19 protein-coding genes are annotated in these 18,810 nt (G+C 65.9%); 13 read left to right on the top strand and 6 right to left on the bottom strand.

Annotation, left to right across the window (positions count from 1 at the left end):
* Positions 1-36 precede the first annotated feature (36 nt).
* Together KF730_RS14205 and KF730_RS14200 are read right to left on the bottom strand one after the other, a co-directional pair.
* On the bottom strand, positions 37-345 hold the full coding sequence (locus tag KF730_RS14205) for a hypothetical protein (RefSeq protein ID WP_294098289.1): 309 nt from the start codon (positions 343-345) through the stop codon (positions 37-39).
* A 64-nt stretch (positions 346-409) separates the two neighbouring features.
* Positions 410-1,237 carry a metallophosphoesterase gene (locus KF730_RS14200; protein WP_294098286.1) on the bottom strand — a complete coding sequence of 276 codons (828 nt, stop codon included), beginning with the start codon at positions 1,235-1,237 and terminating at the stop codon, positions 410-412.
* A 65-nt stretch (positions 1,238-1,302) separates the two neighbouring features.
* Here KF730_RS14200 and KF730_RS14195 point away from each other — a divergent pair, with 65 nt between their 5' ends.
* The 3 genes from KF730_RS14195 (at position 1,303) to KF730_RS14185 (ending at position 4,915) form a co-directional block, all read left to right on the top strand.
* Positions 1,303-2,880, top strand: a complete 1,578-nt coding sequence (locus tag KF730_RS14195; protein WP_294098283.1) for a cisplatin damage response ATP-dependent DNA ligase — start codon at positions 1,303-1,305, stop codon at positions 2,878-2,880.
* 88 nt (positions 2,881-2,968) lie between these two features.
* Entirely contained in the window at positions 2,969-4,063 is a 1,095-nt protein-coding gene (locus tag KF730_RS14190) for a M28 family metallopeptidase (protein WP_294098281.1), read from the top strand.
* An 18-nt stretch (positions 4,064-4,081) separates the two neighbouring features.
* Positions 4,082-4,915: a DMT family transporter gene (locus tag KF730_RS14185; RefSeq protein WP_294098279.1), complete on the top strand. Its 834-nt coding sequence runs from the start codon at positions 4,082-4,084 to the stop codon at positions 4,913-4,915.
* 166 nt (positions 4,916-5,081) lie between these two features.
* Here the strand turns inward: KF730_RS14185 and KF730_RS14180 are convergent, their stop codons facing one another.
* A complete protein-coding gene (locus KF730_RS14180; RefSeq protein WP_294098276.1) occupies positions 5,082-5,882 on the bottom strand; it encodes a cold-shock protein in 801 nt (266 codons plus the stop codon).
* 211 nt (positions 5,883-6,093) lie between these two features.
* Between KF730_RS14180 and KF730_RS14175 the strand changes: the two genes are divergently transcribed.
* From KF730_RS14175 to rpoN, 6 genes are all read left to right on the top strand, one after another.
* The gene (locus KF730_RS14175) at positions 6,094-6,897 is read left to right on the top strand and encodes a TerC family protein (protein WP_294098274.1); all 804 of its coding nucleotides are present in this window, start codon (positions 6,094-6,096) and stop codon (positions 6,895-6,897) included.
* 31 nt (positions 6,898-6,928) lie between these two features.
* On the top strand, positions 6,929-7,549 hold the full coding sequence (locus KF730_RS14170; protein WP_294098272.1) for a ribonuclease D: 621 nt from the start codon (positions 6,929-6,931) through the stop codon (positions 7,547-7,549).
* 35 nt (positions 7,550-7,584) lie between these two features.
* On the top strand, positions 7,585-8,229 hold the full coding sequence (gene lptC / locus KF730_RS14165; RefSeq protein WP_294098271.1) for an LPS export ABC transporter periplasmic protein LptC: 645 nt from the start codon (positions 7,585-7,587) through the stop codon (positions 8,227-8,229).
* Positions 8,229-8,798, top strand: a complete 570-nt coding sequence (locus KF730_RS14160) for an LptA/OstA family protein (protein ID WP_294098269.1) — start codon at positions 8,229-8,231, stop codon at positions 8,796-8,798. Before lptC ends, KF730_RS14160 begins: the two co-directional genes overlap by 1 nt.
* A gap of 114 nt (positions 8,799-8,912) precedes the next feature.
* A complete protein-coding gene (lptB, locus tag KF730_RS14155) occupies positions 8,913-9,689 on the top strand; it encodes an LPS export ABC transporter ATP-binding protein (protein ID WP_294098267.1) in 777 nt (258 codons plus the stop codon).
* Positions 9,690-9,811: 122 nt separating this feature from the next.
* Positions 9,812-11,323, top strand: a complete 1,512-nt coding sequence (rpoN, locus tag KF730_RS14150) for an RNA polymerase factor sigma-54 (RefSeq protein ID WP_294098263.1) — start codon at positions 9,812-9,814, stop codon at positions 11,321-11,323.
* A 2-nt stretch (positions 11,324-11,325) separates the two neighbouring features.
* Here rpoN and KF730_RS14145 read toward each other — a convergent pair whose 3' ends face one another.
* Positions 11,326-11,805 carry a hypothetical protein gene (locus KF730_RS14145; RefSeq protein WP_294098260.1) on the bottom strand — a complete coding sequence of 160 codons (480 nt, stop codon included), beginning with the start codon at positions 11,803-11,805 and terminating at the stop codon, positions 11,326-11,328.
* Between the two features lie 108 nt (positions 11,806-11,913).
* Between KF730_RS14145 and KF730_RS14140 the strand changes: the two genes are divergently transcribed.
* Positions 11,914-12,297 (top strand): STAS/SEC14 domain-containing protein, encoded by a 384-nt coding sequence (locus KF730_RS14140; protein WP_294098257.1) that lies wholly within the window; start codon positions 11,914-11,916, stop codon positions 12,295-12,297.
* 5 nt (positions 12,298-12,302) lie between these two features.
* On the opposite strand, the gene KF730_RS14135 is transcribed toward KF730_RS14140, so the two are convergent.
* Complete coding sequence (locus KF730_RS14135; protein ID WP_294098255.1) at positions 12,303-12,728, bottom strand: hypothetical protein; 426 nt, start codon at positions 12,726-12,728, stop codon at positions 12,303-12,305.
* Positions 12,729-12,800: 72 nt separating this feature from the next.
* Positions 12,801-13,799, bottom strand: a complete 999-nt coding sequence (locus tag KF730_RS14130; protein ID WP_294099889.1) for a ligase-associated DNA damage response exonuclease — start codon at positions 13,797-13,799, stop codon at positions 12,801-12,803.
* Between the two features lie 18 nt (positions 13,800-13,817).
* On the opposite strand from KF730_RS14130, the gene KF730_RS14125 reads away from it, so the two are divergent.
* The 3 genes from KF730_RS14125 to KF730_RS14115 all read left to right on the top strand — a co-directional run bounded on the left by KF730_RS14125 (position 13,818) and on the right by KF730_RS14115 (position 18,810).
* Positions 13,818-16,235, top strand: coding sequence for a ligase-associated DNA damage response DEXH box helicase (locus KF730_RS14125; protein WP_294098253.1), 2,418 nt, complete (start codon positions 13,818-13,820; stop codon positions 16,233-16,235).
* Between the two features lie 65 nt (positions 16,236-16,300).
* Positions 16,301-17,320 (top strand): aspartyl protease family protein, encoded by a 1,020-nt coding sequence (locus KF730_RS14120; protein ID WP_294098250.1) that lies wholly within the window; start codon positions 16,301-16,303, stop codon positions 17,318-17,320.
* Positions 17,321-17,376: 56 nt separating this feature from the next.
* On the top strand, positions 17,377-18,810 hold the full coding sequence (locus KF730_RS14115; RefSeq protein ID WP_294098248.1) for a mannitol dehydrogenase family protein: 1,434 nt from the start codon (positions 17,377-17,379) through the stop codon (positions 18,808-18,810).

Here is an 18,810-nt window from a genome sequence, read left to right as displayed (position 1 = left end):
GAAAAGGGCCGGGGATCATCCCCGGCCCTGTCGCCTTTACTGGATCGCGGCCAGTTCGGTCTCGATCTTCTTGAGCAAGTCGGCGGGAAGCTTGTCGGGCGCATAGGGCGCGACCGCGCTGAGGCTCATGCCCTTGAACGAATCGTAACTGGGATTGGTGGTGACGTCCCCGCCGAGATTGGCGGTGAGCACGGCGTTCGCCTTGGCATCGGCGACCAGCGTCTCGATCGGCGTGTCGAGATTGAACTTGGCGGCGGGCGCGGTCTGGGCGGGAGCGGTCTGCGCCGACGCGGCGGCGGGCGACAGGGCGGCGAACGCGGCGGCCGCGAGAATCACGAACTTCATGGAAAAGGTCTCCGGTGATGGAGGTGCCAATCTAGCGGCGCGCGGAACCACGCGCCAGCGCCCATTATTTGCCGAGCGTGAGCAGCCAGAGATCGGGCGGGGCCCCGAGCCGGAAGGGACCGCCGCTGGTGCCGAGCCCGGCGGTGGTCACCACGGTTCGTCCCGGTTCGCGGCGAACGCCGCAGCGATAGCGCTCGCCGAACCGGCTAACGTCGGAGATCGGGCCGTAGAAGGGCAGCACCACCTGCCCGCAATGCGTATGCCCGGCGAGCAGCAATGCCACATCGGCAGGGAGGTTCGGGGCGATATCAGGCGAATGGGTGAGCATGATCCGGGCGCCGCTGAGCGGCCGCATCGCCGAGACGGTGGCGAGCAGATCGGTGTGATGCGAGAAATCATCACCGGCGACCCCGAGCGCCAGCGGCCCGCGCTGGACAGCGCCATTCTCGACCACCGTGACGTTGGCGCGCTGGAGCAATGCCCGGACCTCGGCGGCGCCGGTCCAGTGATCGTGATTGCCAAGCGCGGCGACGACACCATAGCGCGCCTTCAGCCCCGCCAGCGGCGCGACCAGTGGCGGGCCGATCCGTGCAGCACTGCCAGCCCCGTGCCCGAAGATGAAATCCCCCGCGATCAGCACCAGATCGGGCTCGAGCGCGTTGATTTGGGTGACGATGCGGGTGAGCCGTTCCGGCCCCATTGCCGCAGTGCCGATATGGATATCGCTGATCAGCACCACGCGCATCGGCGCGGCACCGGCCGGCCAGCCGGGCAGCGAGATGCTCGCTTCGCGCACCACCGGATCGCGCCTCGCCTCCAGATACGCATAGCCGGCCAGCGCGGCGGCAGCGGCGACGGCCAGGCCGAGGACGAGAAGGAGGAAGCGCTTCATAAGGACAAGCCTAGCGCGCGGCGGCGTCTGGCGGAACCCGCGCCCTCGTTCCATGTTGCCCCATCATGCGCGCTTTCGCCGACCTGCTCGACGCCCTGATCTATACGCGCTCGCGCAACGCCAAGCTGCGGCTGATCGGCGACTATCTGAAAGCCACGCCCGATCCCGACCGGGGCTGGGCGATGGCGGCGCTGACCGGCACGCTCGATCTCCCCGCGGTAAAACCCGCTCTGGTCCGTGCGCTGATCGAGGCGCGTGTCGATCCGGTGCTCTATCGGATGAGCCGCGATTTCGTGGGCGATTCGGCCGAGACGATCGCATTGCTGTGGCCCGAGCCGGCAGTGCCGCCCGATGCCAGCGAACCGCTGACGCTGGCACAGGTCGTCGATACGCTTGGCAGCATCAGCAAATCCGATGCGCCGGCGGTGCTCACGGGAATGCTCGACCGGCTGGAGGCCGACGAGCGCTTCGCGCTGCTCAAGCTGGCGATGGGAGCGTTGCGCGCGGGCGTCTCCGCCCGGCTGGCCAAGACGGCGCTGGCGCAGGCGTTCGATCTCGATGTCGAGGCGGTCGAGGAAGTGTGGCACGGGCTGACTCCGCCCTATGCCAGCCTGTTCGGCTGGGCCGAGGGGCGCAGCGCCCAGCCGACCACCGAGAGCGTGCCCGTCTTCCGCCCGTTCATGCTCGCGCACCCGCTGGAGGAGACCGAGGTCAGCCTCGACGATTACGCCGCCGAGTGGAAATGGGACGGCATCCGCGTCCAGCTCGTCCACGTCGCGGGCGAGACCCGGCTCTACAGCCGGGCGGGCGACGACATCACCCACAGCTTCCCCGAAATCGCGGCGAGCTTCCAAACCGCCGGCGTGCTCGACGGCGAATTGCTGGTGAAGGGGAAGGCTCAAGGGGGAGAGGCGGGCAGCTTCAACGCGCTCCAGCAGCGGCTCGGGCGCAAGGTAGTCAGCGCCAAGACGCTGAACGAATATCCGGCGTTCGTGCGACTCTACGACATTCTCTTCGACGACCTCGAAGACTTGCGCGCTATGGGCTGGAGCGAGCGCCGGGCGCGACTGGAGGCGTTCGCTGCCGATCTCGATGCCGAACGCTTCGATGTCTCGGCAGTGATCGAAGCCAAGGATTTCGAGGAACTGCAGGAAATCCGCGCCGGCGCGCGCGACGCGGCGATCGAGGGCGTGATGCTCAAGCGCCGCGATTCGCCTTACGTTACCGGGCGCCGCGTAGGGTTGTGGTACAAATGGAAGCGCGATCCGCTCAACGCCGATTGCGTGCTGATGTATGCCCAGCGCGGCAGCGGCAAACGCTCGTCCTTCTATTCCGACTATACCTTTGGCGCCTGGACCGAGACCGGGGAGCTGCTGCCGGTCGGCAAGGCCTATTTCGGCTTCACCGATGAGGAGCTGAAATGGCTCGACCGCCATGTCCGCAACCACACCATTGCGCGCTTTGGCCCGGTGCGCGAGACCGACAAGTCGCTGGTGCTGGAGGTGGCTTTCGATTCGATTCATGAATCAAAGCGCCACAAATCGGGGCTGGCGATGCGCTTTCCCCGGATCAGCCGCATCCGCACCGACAAGCCGGCGAGCGAGGCGGACACGATCGCGGCGCTGCGACGGCTGGTGAGCTGAGCGGAGACGCGGGGCATGTCACACGGCCCTTGCGCGGGCGGCGCATTATTATAGCGTGACTCCTTTCCTATCCGTTCAGGGACTTATCATGCGCTTATCCGCTCTTTTCGCGCTGCTTCCGATTGCGCTCAGCCTTTCCACCGCGTCACTTGCCCAGACCGCTCCCGCCGGTGCCGCCCCCGCGGCCATTGTCCCGACCGGCAAGATCGAATTCAATGGCGACCGCATCCGTGAGGACATCACCTATCTCGCCTCCGACAAGCTGGAAGGGCGCTACACCGTCGCCACCGGCTATTTCCAGGCAGCAGCATTCGTCGCCGATCGCTTCGCCCAGCTCGGCATGCAGCCGGGCGGAGACTTCGAAAAATGGTTCCAGCTGGTTCCGATCCGGCTGAAGGACGGCAAGTCCGAGCGCACCTTCCGCCCCCCCAATGTGCTCGGCATCATCCCGGGCTCGGATCCGGCGCTGAAGAACGAATATGTCGTGATCAGCGCGCATCTCGACCATCTCGGCATGGGCCGCCCGGGCGGCGGCGACATGATCTTCAACGGCGCGATGGACAATGCCTCGGGCGTGGCGACGATGCTGGAGGCCGCGCGCGCATTCACCACCAGCGGCAAGCCGCCGCGCCGCTCAATCCTGTTCGTGGCGCTGGCAGCGGAAGAGCAGGGGCTGGTCGGCTCGAACTTCCTGGCGCGGCACCCGCTAATCGGCGACGGCAAGTTCGTCGCCAACGTCAATCTCGACATGCCGATCCTGCTCTATGATTTCCAGGACGTGGTAGCGTTCGGCGCCGAGCATTCGACGCTGGGGCTGATCGTCGCAGCGGCAGCGGCGAAGATGAAAGTTGCATTGTCGCCCGATCCGGTGCCGGCCGAGAACCTGTTCGTCCGCTCCGACCATTACAGCTTCGTCAAGCAGGGCATTCCCTCGATCTTCCTCGTCACCGGCTTCCAGAATGGCGGCGAAAAGGCGTTCAAGGACTTCCTCAAGAAGCATTACCACCAGCCGTCGGACCAGATCGACCTGCCGTTCGATTGGCGCGCGGCCGCCCGCTTCGCCAAGATCAATTACCTGATCGCGCGCGAAATCGCCGACGCCGACAAGGCGCCGATGTGGTACGAGGGCAATGTCTACGGCGACCGCTACGCCAAGAACGCGCCTAGGGCGCCCAAGCCCTAAGCGCGGGGCGGCGGGCGCATGACCGCAGCCTGGCTGCCGCCCGCGATGATGATCGCGTCCGGCTCGATCCACGCGATCGTCAACGCGATTCTCAAGGGCGGCAAGGACAAGATGGCCGGCCGCGCGATGATCGACGGATCGAGCGCGGTCCTTCTGCTCCCCGCGACCTTGCTGGTGCCGCTGCCCGACGGCGCGTGGATATGGCTGACGATCAGCGCCGCGATCCACTGCGTCTATCTCTACGCGGTGGTGCGCGCGTTCGAGAGCAGCGACTTTTCCGCCGCCTATCCGATCATGCGCGGCACTGCGCCACTGATCACCGCGGCGCTGGCGATCGGGCTGACCGGCGAAGATGCGAGCGTTCGCGAGCTGGCAGGGATCGCGCTGCTCGGCGGCGCGGTGTGCGTGCTGGTGATGGGTCGGCATATCGGCCGCGCCGGGCTCGGCTGGGCGTTGCTCACTGCGGCGATGATCGGCTGCTACACCGTCACCGACGCGCAAGGGGTGCGCGCCGTGCCGCAGCCGGCCAGCTATATCGTCTGGTCGTTCATGTTCTCGGGCGTGGCGATCGTGACGATGTTCGGGCTCCTGTCGCGTGGTCGGTTGCTGGCGGGCGCCCGCGCGCAATGGAAGCCGGGGCTGATCGCCGGCGCACTGTCGATCGTCACCTATGGGCTAGCGCTCAGCGCCTTGGCGATGGGACCGACCGCGCCGCTGGCGGCACTGCGCGAGACGGGGATGATCACCGCACTGGCGATTTCGGTGCTGTTCCTGCGCGAACGGGTGACCTGGCAGCGCGGGGCGAGCGTGGCGGGGATATTGGCGGGCGCGGCGCTGATCCTGACGCGGTAGCGCCACACGGTTTCCCTCTTCCGCGAAGGCGGGAACCCTGACGCTATTCGACCGTGCCCTGCGTGACTCTGTATCCCGGCTTTCGCGAGGACGACGGATAGCTGGCTAAACCAAAAAGGGCCGGAGGTTTCCCCCGGCCCTTTCGTTTATCGTAACCGCTAAAAGCTTAGCTGCCCGGCTGCAGGTTCACCGCGGCGTATTTGCCACGACGATCGACTTCGAGCTCGAATTCGAGCCGGTCGCCTTCGTTGAGCGTGGGCATGCCCGCGCGCTCGACCGCCGAGATGTGCACGAACGCATCGGGCTGTCCGTCGTCGCGCTGGATGAAGCCGAAGCCCTTCATCGCGTTGAAGAACTTGACCGTGCCGCTGGCCTTTTCGCCCGTCAGCTGACGCTGCGGGCCGCCGGCGCCGCCACGATCACCGCCAAAGCCGCCGCGATCACCGCCACGGTCTTCGCGCGGAGCGCGCTCTTCGACCGGCATCGGCTCGCCGTCGATCTTCAGCTCGGTAGCCGAGATGCGGCCGCCGCGATCGACAAGGGTGAAGCCCATCGGCTGACCTTCGGCCAGGCCGGAAAGACCCGCCTGCTCGACTGCCGAGATGTGCACGAACACGTCTTCGCCGCCATCATCGCGAACGACGAAGCCGAAGCCCTTTTGCGCGTTGAAGAACTTTACGACGCCGGTCGCTTCGCCAACGACCTGGGGGGGCATGCCGCGACCACCGCCGCCACCGCCGCCGAAGCCGCCACCACCGCCGCCGCCGCGATAACCACCGCCACCGCCGCCATAGCCGCCGCCGCCGCCGCCGCCGAAGCGGTCACCACCGCCAAAGCCGCCGCCACCGCCGAAGCGATCACCGCCGCCATAGCTGCTGCCGCCACCGAAATCGTCGCCGCCAAAACCATCGCGCTTGTCGCGGCCGCGCCCGCCGCGATCCCCGCGACGCCCTTTATCGAAACTCATGCCCTGTTCGTCTTCCCGGTTCGCCCAAATTCATAATCAAACCCGTACGCCGGACGAAAAAGCGCACAGATATTCAGGCACACAGACCATGCCGAGAATCGGCCATAGCCCAAAACCGGACAGCGCGCGAACGAAATTCGCCTTGATTCGCCGAACTAGCGTTAACCGCGGCGCTTGCGCCACGTCTCGTCGCACGGCAGAGCTTCATCCCATGGATTCGATCATGGAATTACTCGCCAGCCCGGCCGCCTGGGCCGCGCTCGTCACGCTGATCGTGATGGAGGTGGTGCTGGGCATCGACAATCTGATCTTCATCTCGATTCTCTCAAACAAATTGCCCGAAGAGACCCGGCAAAAGGCGCGCCGTATCGGCATTTCGCTGGCGCTGGTCATGCGCCTCGCGTTGCTGACGATGATCGCCTGGATCGTCGGGCTAGTGCACCCGGTATTCGACCTGGGGATCGTTGGCCCGCTCGATTCGCATGGGCAACCGGCGTTCGAGACCGCATTCTCGTGGCGCGACCTGATTCTGCTGGCGGGTGGCCTGTTCCTGATGTGGAAGGCGACGACCGAGATCCACCATTCGGTCGATACCGACGCGCACGACACCGACGACATGCTCGACAAGAAAAAGGTGCTCCAGCTCACCTTCACCTCGGCGATCGTCCAGATCCTGCTGCTCGACATCGTCTTCTCGATCGATTCGATCCTGACCGCGGTCGGCATGACCGAGCATGTCGAGATCATGTACGTCGCGGTGGTGGTCGCGGTCGGCGTGATGCTGCTCGCCGCCGACCCGCTCGCCAACTTCATCAACCGCAACCCGACGGTGGTGATGCTCGCGCTCGGCTTCCTGCTGATGATCGGCATGGTGCTGATCGCCGAAGCGTTCGGCGCGCATGTTCCCAAGGGCTATATCTACACCGCGATGGGCTTCTCGGCGGCGGTCGAATGCCTCAACATCTGGTCGCGCCAGGCAAAGGCGAAGAAGGCGGCGGGCGGCGACAGCCATTGAGGCGCGCGCGCAACGGGTCTAGGCGGGCGCGATGACCGTCTATTTCCATGAAGAAGATCTGCCCGAGGGCGTGTTCGCCCCCGGCGCCTCGATCGCCGTCGATACCGAGACGATGGGGCTGATCACGCCGCGCGACCGATTGTGCGTCGTGCAATTGTCCGACGGATCGGGCGACGAGCATCTGGTGCGCTTCGGCCCGGGCAGCGATTATGCCGCGCCGAATTTGCGCGCGGTGCTCGCCGATCCGGCGCGGCTCAAGCTCTATCATTTCGCGCGCTTCGATCTTGCCGCGATCAAGCAGTATCTCGGCGTCACCGCCGCGCCGGTCTATTGCACCAAGATCGCCAGCCGGCTGGTGCGCACCTATACCGACCGCCATGGCCTGAAGGACCTGGTCCGCGAGCTGTGCGGGCAGGAAGTCTCCAAGCAGCAGCAATCGTCCGATTGGGGCGGGCCGGACCTTTCGGACGCGCAAAAGGACTATGCGGCCTCCGATGTTCGCTTTCTCCACGCGATGAAAGTGGAACTAGACAAGCGTCTCGCGCGTGAAGGACGCATGCAACTCGCCCAATCCTGCTTCGATTTCCTGCCGTGGCGCGCGGAGCTCGATCTCGCCGGCTGGCCGGAGGTCGATATCTTTGCCCATGCGTAGCGCCTTTACGGTCCCGCAACCGCCGGTGGCGCATCATGTCTGAAGTGGCCGTTCGAGTCCTCTCAGCCAAACGCGCCTGGGCGCATCCGGGCAGCAGCCATGACCGGCTGGTGCGCACCGCCTTGTGGATTCTCCCCGCCGGGATCATCGTGCTCGGCGCGTTCCTGGTCCTCGCGCCGCTGTTCGCCGGCGGTGAGATGAGCTTCGTCCTCGACAAGAACAAGGTGGCGATGGCCAATGAGCGGCTGCGCATCGACGCCGCCGAATATCGCGGCCAGGACGCCAAAGGCCAGCCGTTCCGCCTCCATGCCGGCGAAGCCGTGCAGCAAAGCTCGGCGGAACCGGTGGTGCAGCTCCACAACCTTTCCGCCGAGATCAAATTGCCCGAGGGCCCGGCCTCGCTGAAGGCCGATCAGGGCCGTTACAATATGGAGAAGGAGCAGGTATCGGTGCAGGGGCCGATCAAGTTCCAGACCAGCGACGGCTATACGCTCGACACCCATGACGCGACCGTCGACCTGAAGACGCGGCGGATGCAGAGCGGCGGCGCGGTATCGGGCGCGACTCCGATGGGGGTTTTCAGCGGCAACAAGCTGACCGCCGATCTCGACAAGCGGACTGTCTCGCTCGACGGCAATGCGCGCTTGCGGATATTCCCGAGAAGAGCAAATAGGCGCTGATGACTCGCGGTTTCTTCCTCGCCTCGACGGCGCTCGTCCTTGTCGCCGCTCCGGCGGCGGCGCAGACGCGCCATGACAGCTCGGCCCCGATCGATTTCTCCTCGGACCATATCGAGCTGCAGGACCGCGCCAATCGCGTGCTGCTGACCGGCAGCGTCCGGATCACCCAGGCCGAAATGACGCTGACCGCGGCGCGGATGACGGTCACCTATACCGGCCAGATCGAAAAAGGCTCGCCACAGGTATCGCGGCTCGACGCCGCCGGCGGGGTCACCGTTTCGCGGCCCGACCAGACCGCGCGCTCCAACTATGCGGTCTACGACCTCAACCGCCGGGTGATCACGATGGTTGGTGGCGTGACGCTGCGCCAGGGCGCCAACAATGTCTCGGGCGGGCGGCTGTCGATCAACCTCGACACCGGCCGCGCGACGATCGACGGCTCGGGCGTGAGCGGCGGCGGCACCAGCGGCCCCGGCGGCATGCAAAGCTCGGGCGGACGCGTCACCGGACGATTCTCGGTGCCCAAGCGCGATACAGCGCCTGCCGGCACGCCCGCTCCGAAGCAGTAATTTCACCGCACGCCGCAGCGAGCCTTCCCTTGGCCGCGAAGTTCATGCAGGAATCTTGCCAACCGCCCGTCCGGTAAGGATCGGGTAATCAGGACCGTCCATGCAGGGACCGATATGAGTGATCTAGACACCAGCGAAGTGCATGTCGCCGACCCGGCGCCGGTGCCCGACAAGGGGCTGGCGGTGGTGTCGATCGCCAAGTCGTACGACAAGCGCGTGGTGCTGACCGATGTTTCGATGTCGGTGGCGCGCGGCGAAGTGGTCGGCCTGCTCGGTCCCAATGGCGCCGGCAAGACCACCAGCTTCTATTCGGTGATGGGGCTGGTGAAACCCGACAGCGGCCGGATCATGCTGGACGGCGAGGACATCACCAAGCTGCCGATGTACCGCCGCGCGATCCTGGGGCTCGGCTATCTGCCGCAGGAAACCTCGATCTTTCGCGGGCTGACCGTCGAAAAGAACATCCTCGCCGTGCTCGAACTCTCCGAGCCCGACAAGGCCGCGCGCCAGCGCCGGCTCGATCAGCTGCTTGAGGAATTCGGCCTGACCCGGCTGCGCGATGCGCCGTCGATGGCGCTGTCGGGCGGCGAGCGGCGCCGCGCCGAGATCGCGCGGGCGCTGGCCGCAAATCCGACTATCATGCTGCTCGACGAACCGTTCGCGGGCATCGATCCCTTGTCGATCAGCGACATTCGCGACCTGATCGTCGAACTGAAGTCGCGCGGCATCGGCGTGCTGATCACCGATCACAACGTCCGCGAGACGCTCGACATCGTCGATCGCGGCTACATCATCTATGACGGCCGCGTGCTGTTCGCGGGCTCGCCCGGGGATCTCGTCAAGGACGAGAATGTGCGGCGGCTGTATTTGGGCGAGAGCTTCGAGCTGTAAAGCGTCATGAGGCCCTTGCTCCTTCCACCGTCTTCCCGGCGAACGCCGGGATCCAGAGCCGGGAGCGTATCGCCTGTAACCCTGGGGCCCGGCTTTCGCCGGGGTGACGAAGGGGTGCACTGATGTCACTCGCCCCGCGCCTCGATCTGCGGCAGTCGCAATCGCTGGTGATGACGCCGCAGCTGCAGCAGGCGATCAAGCTGCTGGCGCTGTCGAACCTGGAGATCGAGACCTTCATCGCCGAGGAGCTGGAGAAGAATCCGCTGCTCGAAGCGCAGCCCGGTGACGATGGCGAGGCGCGCGAGCCCGAGCCGACGCCGGAATATGAGGAGCGCGACGGGCCGGCGGATGCCGCCGAACTGCTGAACAGCGGTGGCGACGCCAATGGCGAGGCGGCGCTCGACGTCGATTTCTCGGCCGAGACCTTCCATCACGACAGCCCTTCGGACAGCATCGGCGGCCTCGACGGCGGGCTGGGAATGACCGGAGCCGGCAGCGGTGGCGGCATGGGCGAAGACGGGCCCGACTTCGACAATATGACGAATGCCGATCTCAGCCTCTGCGACCATCTGATGGCGCAGGCCGGGGCGAGCGTCGCGGGTGCCGACCTGTTCATCGCCGCGCATCTGATCGACCAGATCGACGAGGCCGGATATCTGACCGTGCCATTGCTCGACATCGCCAACCGGCTGAACGTCGCGCTGGCGCGGGTCGAGGCCGTTCTCGCGACGGTACAGACGTTCGACCCCACTGGCGTCGGCGCGCGCAATCTTTCCGAATGCCTCGCACTGCAGGCCAAGGAAGCCGATCGCTACGATCCGTGCATGGCGCGGCTGATCGACAATCTCGAACTGGTCGCGCGCGGCGACATGGCCCGCCTCAAGCGCATCTGCGACGTCGATGACGAGGATCTGGCGGACATGATCCGCGAGTTGCGCAACTATGATCCCAAGCCCGGCGCGCGCTATGGCGGCGAGCCGACGCTGGCGGTGACTCCCGACATCTTCGTGGCCAAGCGCGGCATGGGCTGGGCAGTCGAGATCAACGCCGCGACCCTGCCCAAGCTGCTGGTCAACCGCGCCTACTATGCCGAGATTTCCTCGGGCCCGCAGGACAAGACCAGCAAGGCATGGATGTCGGACATGCTGGCCAGCGCCAACTGGCTGGTCAAGGCGCTCGATCAGCGCCAGCGGACGATCATCAAGGTCGCCAGCGAAATCGTGAAGCAGCAGGAAGCGTTTTTCCTGAAGGGCGTCGCCCATCTGCGGCCGATGACGCTGCGCCAGGTCGCCGAGGCGATCGAGATGCACGAATCGACCGTCAGCCGCGTCACCAGCAACAAATATCTGAGCTGCGCGCGCGGGCTGTTCGAGCTCAAATATTTCTTCACCTCGGCGATCCAGTCGGCGGATGGCGGCGACGCGGTCTCGGCAGAGGCGGTCAAATCGGCGATCCGCGCCCTGATCCAGGCCGAGGACGCCAAGGCGATCCTCTCCGACGACACGCTGGTCGATATGCTGCGCGAAAAGGGCTTCGACATCGCCCGGCGGACGGTGGCGAAATATCGCGAGGCGATGGGAATCGGCAGCTCGGTCCAGCGGCGCCGGCAAAAGGCGCTGGAGGGCGTCGGCTAGCCTTATTTTATCGGCGGACGGCCCGCCGGCTTGAGCCCCGCCTCCACGAACACCGATGCGAGCGCGCTGACATCCAGGCCTTCGGTCAAGCCGGCGAACTCCGCTTCAACGGCGGGATCGGCCATCAGCGCCTGCATCGCCACCTTGCCGAGCAGTTCGAACGCCACCTCGATCGAGTTCGGCCCGTCATATTTGACCGCCTTGACCGTCTGCTCGCGGCAATCGACCGTGAGCAGGCGCATCATCAGATTGCCCGCGGCATGGGTGTAATCCGCGCGTTGCTCCGGCGTGACCCTGGAGAGCGGCTTGACCTCCGGCCCGACCGAGACGGCGGCGAATATCCATTTCACCAGCAGCGCGTGATCTTCCTTGGTCGTCTTTTCGACCAGGCACTTGGCAAGTTCGTCGGTATAGACGCTGGCCGAAGCCGCTGGTGCAACTACAGCCGATGCCAGGATGGCCGTGAGCAAATGCTTCAGCATGCATATCTCCCCGTTGCGGGCACGGTAGAACCGGGGACAGAACGCCGCAATCCACGAAAGTGCCCGCGATTCAGGATTCAGCAACCGGTGTCATATAAACCCGGACAAATGAGCGCCGAATTTTCAGTAGAGGCAGACCCTTCGCGTGACCTGATCCGCATCAGGATGGCGGGGTTTTTCACGCAGGCCGACATATTGGCGTTCCTCGCCGCCCGCCGCGACGCGCATGCCAGGTTGCACTGCGGCGCCAACCAGCATCTCACGCTCAACGACGTGCGCGACATGAAAATCCAGTCGCAGGAAATGGTCGACGCGTTTCGCGCGGTACTCGCCGATCCGCTTTACCGCTCGCGGCGGCTCGCCTTCGTGATCGGCCCGACGCTGGCGCGCACGCAATTGCAGCGCGCGCTCGATGCGCGCAACGCCCGCTGCTTCGAGGATGTCTGGGCCGCCGAAGCCTGGCTGCGGCTTGACGCGGCGGAAGCCGCCTAACCCGCCTAGTTCGCGGGCTTGTTGGCCGCGGCGACCGCCGCGTCGAACTCGGCCTTGGTGAGCGACAGCAACAGGCCCTTGCTGTTCTTGCCGAACGATTCGAGCGGCACTTCGACCTTGCCGCCCTCCGCCACAACTACCGCCGCGGACATGCTCACCGCATCGACCCTGCCGAGCACGACGCCCTTATTGTCACGAATGTCGCTGCCGACGGTGACGTCGTCGGGTGTCGCGGGAACGGCACGGTTGCTCTTAAGCGGCTTGGGCTTCTTCGCTTCGGCCATCGCCGCGTCGCGCTCGCGTTCGGCGATCTTGGTCTTGTCGGCGCCGCTGAAATCGCGCGATTCCTCGCCGACCAGGATCTGCGCGTGTGCGCTTCCCACCCCGAGCGCGAGGGTGAACGCAACCGCTGCCAGCTTGACTATGCGCATGGGTCTCTCCTGATGGATTTGGCCCTTGGTAACGCTACCACATCGCAGTTGCAACTCGGCGAAGGACCGTCATCAATCGTCCTCATCCTCGAAGCCGACCAGATCGAGCGCGCGTGCTTTGATCTGATGGAGCGCGCACCAATGGACCAGCGCGTCCTCGCGGCCATGGGTCACCCAGACCTCTTTGGGCGCGACTTCGCGGATGGTGCGGGTCAGCTCGTCCCAATCGGCATGATCGGACATGATCAGCGGCAGTTCGACATTGCGTTGCACCGCGCGCTGGCGGACGCGCATCCAGCCCGAGGCCATCGCGGTGATCGGATCGGGCAGGCGCCGCGACCAGCGATCGTTGAGCGCGCCGGGCGGGCACAGGATGATCCGCCCCTGCAACTCGGCCTTGGCGATGCCGGTCGCCATGCGCAGCTCTCCCAGATCGATGCCGAGATCGACATAGAGGTCGCATAGCCGCTGCATCGCGCCGTGGAGATAGATGGGATCGTCAAAGCCCATCTGGCGAAGTTCGGCAATCACCCGCTGCGCCTTGCCCAGCGCATAGGCACCGACCAGCACGCAGCGGGTGGGGTTGGCGCGCAGGGCCGAAAGCAGCTTGTCGATCTCGTCCCGCGTCTCGGGGTGGCGGAAGACCGGCAGTCCGAAAGTCGCCTCGGTGATGAAGATATCACAGGGCGTTATTTCGAACGGCGCGCAGGTCGGGTCGGTGCGGCGTTTGTAATCGCCCGAGACGACGATGCGCTCGCCGCGGTGATCGAGGATGATCTGGGCCGAGCCAAGAACATGGCCGGCGGGCACGAAGCTGATCTCGACATCGCCGAGCCCGATCGTCTCGCCATAGGCCATCGGGTGTCCGGTCTGCGGGCCGTAACGGGTTTCCATGATCGCCAGCGTCTCGGGCGTCGCCCAGACCTCGCCATGGCCGCCGCGCGCGTGATCGGCATGGCCATGGGTCACCAGGGCGCGCGGCACCGGCTGGGCGGGATCGACCCATGCGTCGGCGGACGGGATATAGATTCCCGTGGGTCGCGGATCGATCCAGTCGCCGAGCTTCGCCATCATGCCTATATGGTTGGGATGCTCGCCGGTTCCCAGCTTCCCGCCATATTGACCGACTGGTTCGCGTCGCGCGGCTGGACGCCCCGGCGGCATCAGCTCGATATGCTCGCCGCCGCGCGCCGCGGAGACCATGCGCTGCTCGTCGCCGCGACGGGCGCGGGCAAGACGCTGGCCGGTTTCCTGCCGACGCTGACCGAGCTGATCGAGAACCCAAGCGACGGGCTGCACACGCTCTACATCTCGCCGCTCAAGGCGCTGGCGGTCGATGTGCAGCGCAATCTGATCACCCCCATCGAAGAGATGGGACTGCCGATCCGGGTCGAGACGCGTACCGGCGACACGCCGCACGAGAAGAAGGTCCGCCAGCGCGCGCGGCCGCCGCAAATATTGCTGACCACGCCGGAGTCGCTCAGTCTGTTGCTGTCCTACGAAGACAGTCTGACGATGTTCGCGGGACTCAAGACCATCGTCATCGACGAGGTCCATGCCTTCGCCACCGGCAAGCGCGGCGATTTACTGGCGCTGGCGCTGGCGCGGCTGGGCACGCTCGCGCCGGACCTGCGGCGGGTGGCCCTGTCGGCGACCGTCGCCGATCCCGATGGCTATCGCGCCTGGCTCGCGCCCTATGGCGATATCGATTCGGTGTCCCTGGTGCGGGGCGAGAGGGGCGCCGATCCCGATATCGCGATCCTGCTTCCCGAAGGACGCGTGCCTTGGGCGGGGCATTCGGGCCTCTATGCAATTCCGCAAGTGATGGCCGAGATCGAGACGCACCGGACGACGATTATCTTCTGCAACACCCGCGGGCTGTGCGAGCTGATTTTCCAGAATCTGTGGAAGGTCAACGAGCTGCAGCTGCCGATCGCGGTGCATCACGGCAGCCTGTCGCTGGAGGCGCGGCGCCGGGCCGAGCAGGCGATGGCCGATGGCAAATTGCGGGCGCTGGTCGCGACCGCCAGCCTCGACCTCGGCGTCGATTGGGGCGATGTCGATTGCGTGATCCAGATGGGCGCACCCAAGGGTTCGTCGCGGATGCTGCAGCGGATCGGCCGCGCCAATCACCGGCTCGACGAATCCTCCGAAGCGGTGCTCGTCCCCGGCAACCGCTTCGAATATCTGGAGGCGCGGGCGGCGCTCGACGCGGTCGAGCAAGGCGAGCTCGATCCCGACATCTTCCGTCCCGGCGCGCTCGACGTGCTGGCGCAGCACATCATGGGCGTCGCCTGCGCCGTGCCGTTCGAAGCGGGCGAAATGCTGCGGGAAATTCGTGCAGCATTGCCCTATTCGGCGCTGGAGGAAGAGACTTTCGAGCGCGTGCTGCAGTTCATCGCCGACGGCGGCTATTCGCTGCGCGCCTACGACAAGTTCAAGCGGCTGACGCGCGGCAAGGACGGGCTCTGGCGGGTCACCAAGCCGGCCTTTGTTGCGCAGCATCGGCTGAATGCAGGGATCATCGTCGAGGCGCCGATGCTGGAGGTACGCTTCCGGAACGGGCGGCGGCTGGGCAAGATCGAGGAAGCGTTCGGCGCGTCGCTGTCGCCGGGCGACAGCTTCTTCTTCGCCGGCATCGCAGTCGAGGTCGAGCGGGTCGAACTGACCGACATCGTCGTGCGCGCGACGACCAAGCCGGCGCGGATCGTCTCATATATGGGCGCGCGGCTGGCGATCACCGCGACGCTGGCGGCGCGGGTCCGCGAGTTCCTCGCCGATCGCAGCCAATGGGCGCGCTTTCCCGACGATGTCCGCGAGTGGCTGGAGGTGCAGGCCCATCGCTCGGCGCTGCCGCAGCCCGGGCAATTGCTGGTCGAGACCTTTCCGCACGAAGGGCGGCACCATATGGTCGCCTACAGCTTCGAAGGGTGGAACGCGCATCAGTCTCTCGGCATGCTGATCACGCGGCGGATGGAGGCGATGGGCCTGAAGCCGCTGGGCTTCGTCGCCAACGATTATGCGCTCGCGGTCTATGGGCTGGAGAAGATCACCGATCCCGCCGCATTGTTCTCGCCCGATATCCTCGAGCATGAGTTCGTCGATTGGGTGCAGCAATCGGCCCTGCTCAAGCGCGCCTTTCGCGAAGTCGCGATCATCGGCGGGCTGGTCGAGCGGCAGATTCCGGGCAAGAAAAAGAGCGGGCGGCAGGTCACTTTCTCGACCGATCTGATCTACGACGTGCTGCGCAAATATGAGCCGGATCACCTGCTGCTGCGTGCCGCCTGGGCCGATGCCCGTGCGCGGATGACCGATGTCGGCCGCCTTGCCAATCTGCTCGACACCGCAGCTGCCCGCATGCTGCACATCGACCTGCCGCGCGTCAGCCCGATGGCGGTGCCGGTACTGATCATGATCGGCCGCGAATCGGTACCCCAGGGCGCCGCCGAGGACGTGCTGCTGATGGAGGCCGAGGACATTGCGGCGGAGGCGATGCGGCTCGATTGAAGTACGGGACATCTTCCCGAAACATTGCGATTGCTGCGCAGCAAACACGGGTATAGCTTCGTCCCATGACCAAGCTCCGCGCGCTCCTCCTCCTCCCGCTGCTGCTGCCTCTCGGCGCGGCCGCCGGTGGCCATGACCTGGGCCGTCATCCGTCCCAGGACCCCGACATGATCGAGACCGAGAATATGGTGGAGGGTACGCTGCTTGCCCTCGGCCAGCTCGACAAGCGCCTGACGGTGCCGGTCGTGGTGGGCAAGAAGGGCCCGTATAATTTCATCATCGACACCGGCGCCGAGCGCACCGTCGTTTCGCGCGAGCTGGCCGGATCGCTGCGGCTGAACGCGGGCAACCCGGTGCTGCTGACCTCGATGACCGGAGTCAGCACGGTCAACACCGTGATCGTCCCCGATCTCTCAATCGAGTCGATCGGACAGCTCCACACCGTCATCGCCCCGGCGCTGGGCGCGCGCGACCTTGGTGCGGTGGGATTGCTCGGGATCGACACGCTGAGCAAGCACCAGGTCTCGATCGATTTCACCACCGGCCACATGACGGTGCGCCCGAGCAGCAAGCGCGACCGCAACCGTCCCTATAAGCGCGACGAGATCGTGGTCACCGCCAAGAGCCTGTTCGGTCAGTTGATCGTCACCGATGCCTATTATGGCAACTCGCGCATCCAGGTGGTGCTAGATACCGGTTCGCAGGTGACGATGGGCAATTCGCCGCTGCGCAAGCTGATCAGTCGCAACCGGATGAAGGAAGCCGTGCCGATCTCGCTGACCAGCGTGACCGGCGAAAAGGCACAGGCCGATTATACGGTGGTGCCCGATATCCGCGTCGGCCGCCTCGCCTTCGGGATCATGCCGGTCGCCTTCGCCGACGTCGCGCCGTTCGAGCGTTTTGGCCTCACCAAGCGCCCGGCCCTGCTGCTCGGCATGGACGCGCTGCGCAGCTTCGCCAAGGTCGATATCGATTTCCCCAATCGCCAGGTACGCTTCACCATGCCCAAGGATGTGCGGCACGAACGCACGACGGGATCGCTGATCCCCGGCGTAGAAGGCGCATCGCCCGGGCGGGGATATTGAGCGGAATGGCAACCGCGGATTGACTTTGCGCGGGCAGGTGCGCTTGGGGCTGGGGCATGACCAGCCTGTCGCGCGCAACCCTGGCCTCGCTTCCGCAAGCGATCGCCCGACCCGGCCATGACCTGAACGCGGTTTCCACCGGGATCGTCCATTTCGGCCCCGGCGCGTTCCACCGCGCGCACCAGGCCGCCTATATCGACCGGCTGCTCGATCGCGACCCGCGCTGGGGCATCGCCGCGGTCTCCCTGCGCAGCGCCGGCACCGTCGATGCGCTCAAGGCGCAGGACGGGCTCTATACGCTGGCGGTGATCGACCGCGCCAGGAGCAAGCGGGTGATCGCCGCGCATTCCGACGCGATCGGCCCCGGCGAAGGCGCGAAGCTGCGGGCGTTGCTGGCCGATCCGCAAGTGAGGATCGTGACCAGCACGGTGACCGAGAAGGGCTATTGCCTGGGGGGCGATGGCAGCCTCGATCTGGCGCATCCCGACATCGTCCACGATCTCGTCCGCCCGGTGGAACCGGCGAGCGTGATCGGCTGGATCGTCTCCGGGCTTTCGGACCGCCGCGACGCGGGCGTGGCGTCGTTCGCGGTGCTGTGCTGCGACAATATGACCGGCAATGGCGGCAAGCTTCGCGCCGCGTGCGTCGCTTTGGCGCGCGAATATGATGCGGGCCTCGCCGACTGGATCGAAGCGGCGGTCGCCTTCCCCGATTCGATGGTCGATTCGATCACCCCTGCGAGTGATGCGGCGTTCCTCGGGCATGTCGCGCACGATATCGGCGTCACCGATGCCGCCGCAGTCCAGCGCGAAGGCTTCGCGCAATGGGTGGTCGAGCGCTTCGACGTCGCCGACGGTCCTGATCTCGCCTTGGTGGGCGTGACGCTGACCAGCGATGTCCGCGGCTATGAGCAGGCCAAGCTGCGCATCCTCAACGGCGCGCATTCCGCGCTCGCCTATATCGGCCTCGCGCTGGGGCTGGAAACGGTGTTCGAGGCGATGTCCGATCCCGCGCTGGAAGGGTTCATCAGCCGCCTGGTCCATTCGGATATCGCGCTGAGCCTAAAGCCGGTCGAGGGGCTCGATATCTCCGCCTATGCCGATGCGGTGCTCGACCGTTTTCGCAATCCCGAGATCCGTCACCTGCTCAGCCAGATCGCATGGGACGGGTCGCAGAAGCTACCCTACCGCCTGCTCGACACGATCCAGGACCAGCTCGATACCGGGCGCGGTATCGATCGCCTCGCAGTGCCGGTGGCGGCGTGGATCGGGTTCGTGCGCCGCAAGGCGGAGGCGGGCGAGACGATCACCGATCCGCTCGCCGAGGTGCTGGCCAAGGCGGCAACGGGCAGCGATGTCGCGACCGCGATGCTGGCCCTGCGCCAGGTCTTCCCCGAACGGCTCGCGACCGACCCGCGCTTCCGCCACGCGTTGACCGAGGCGCTGTTGCCTTTCCTGGACGGGGATCCCGAATCGCTGCTGAGCCGCTGA

The organism is Sphingomonas sp. (assembly GCF_019635515.1).
Classification (GTDB): Bacteria; Pseudomonadota; Alphaproteobacteria; order Sphingomonadales; family Sphingomonadaceae; genus Sphingomonas.
Note: the sequence above shows the minus strand (reverse complement) of the source record. Positions and strands in the feature narration are given on the sequence as shown.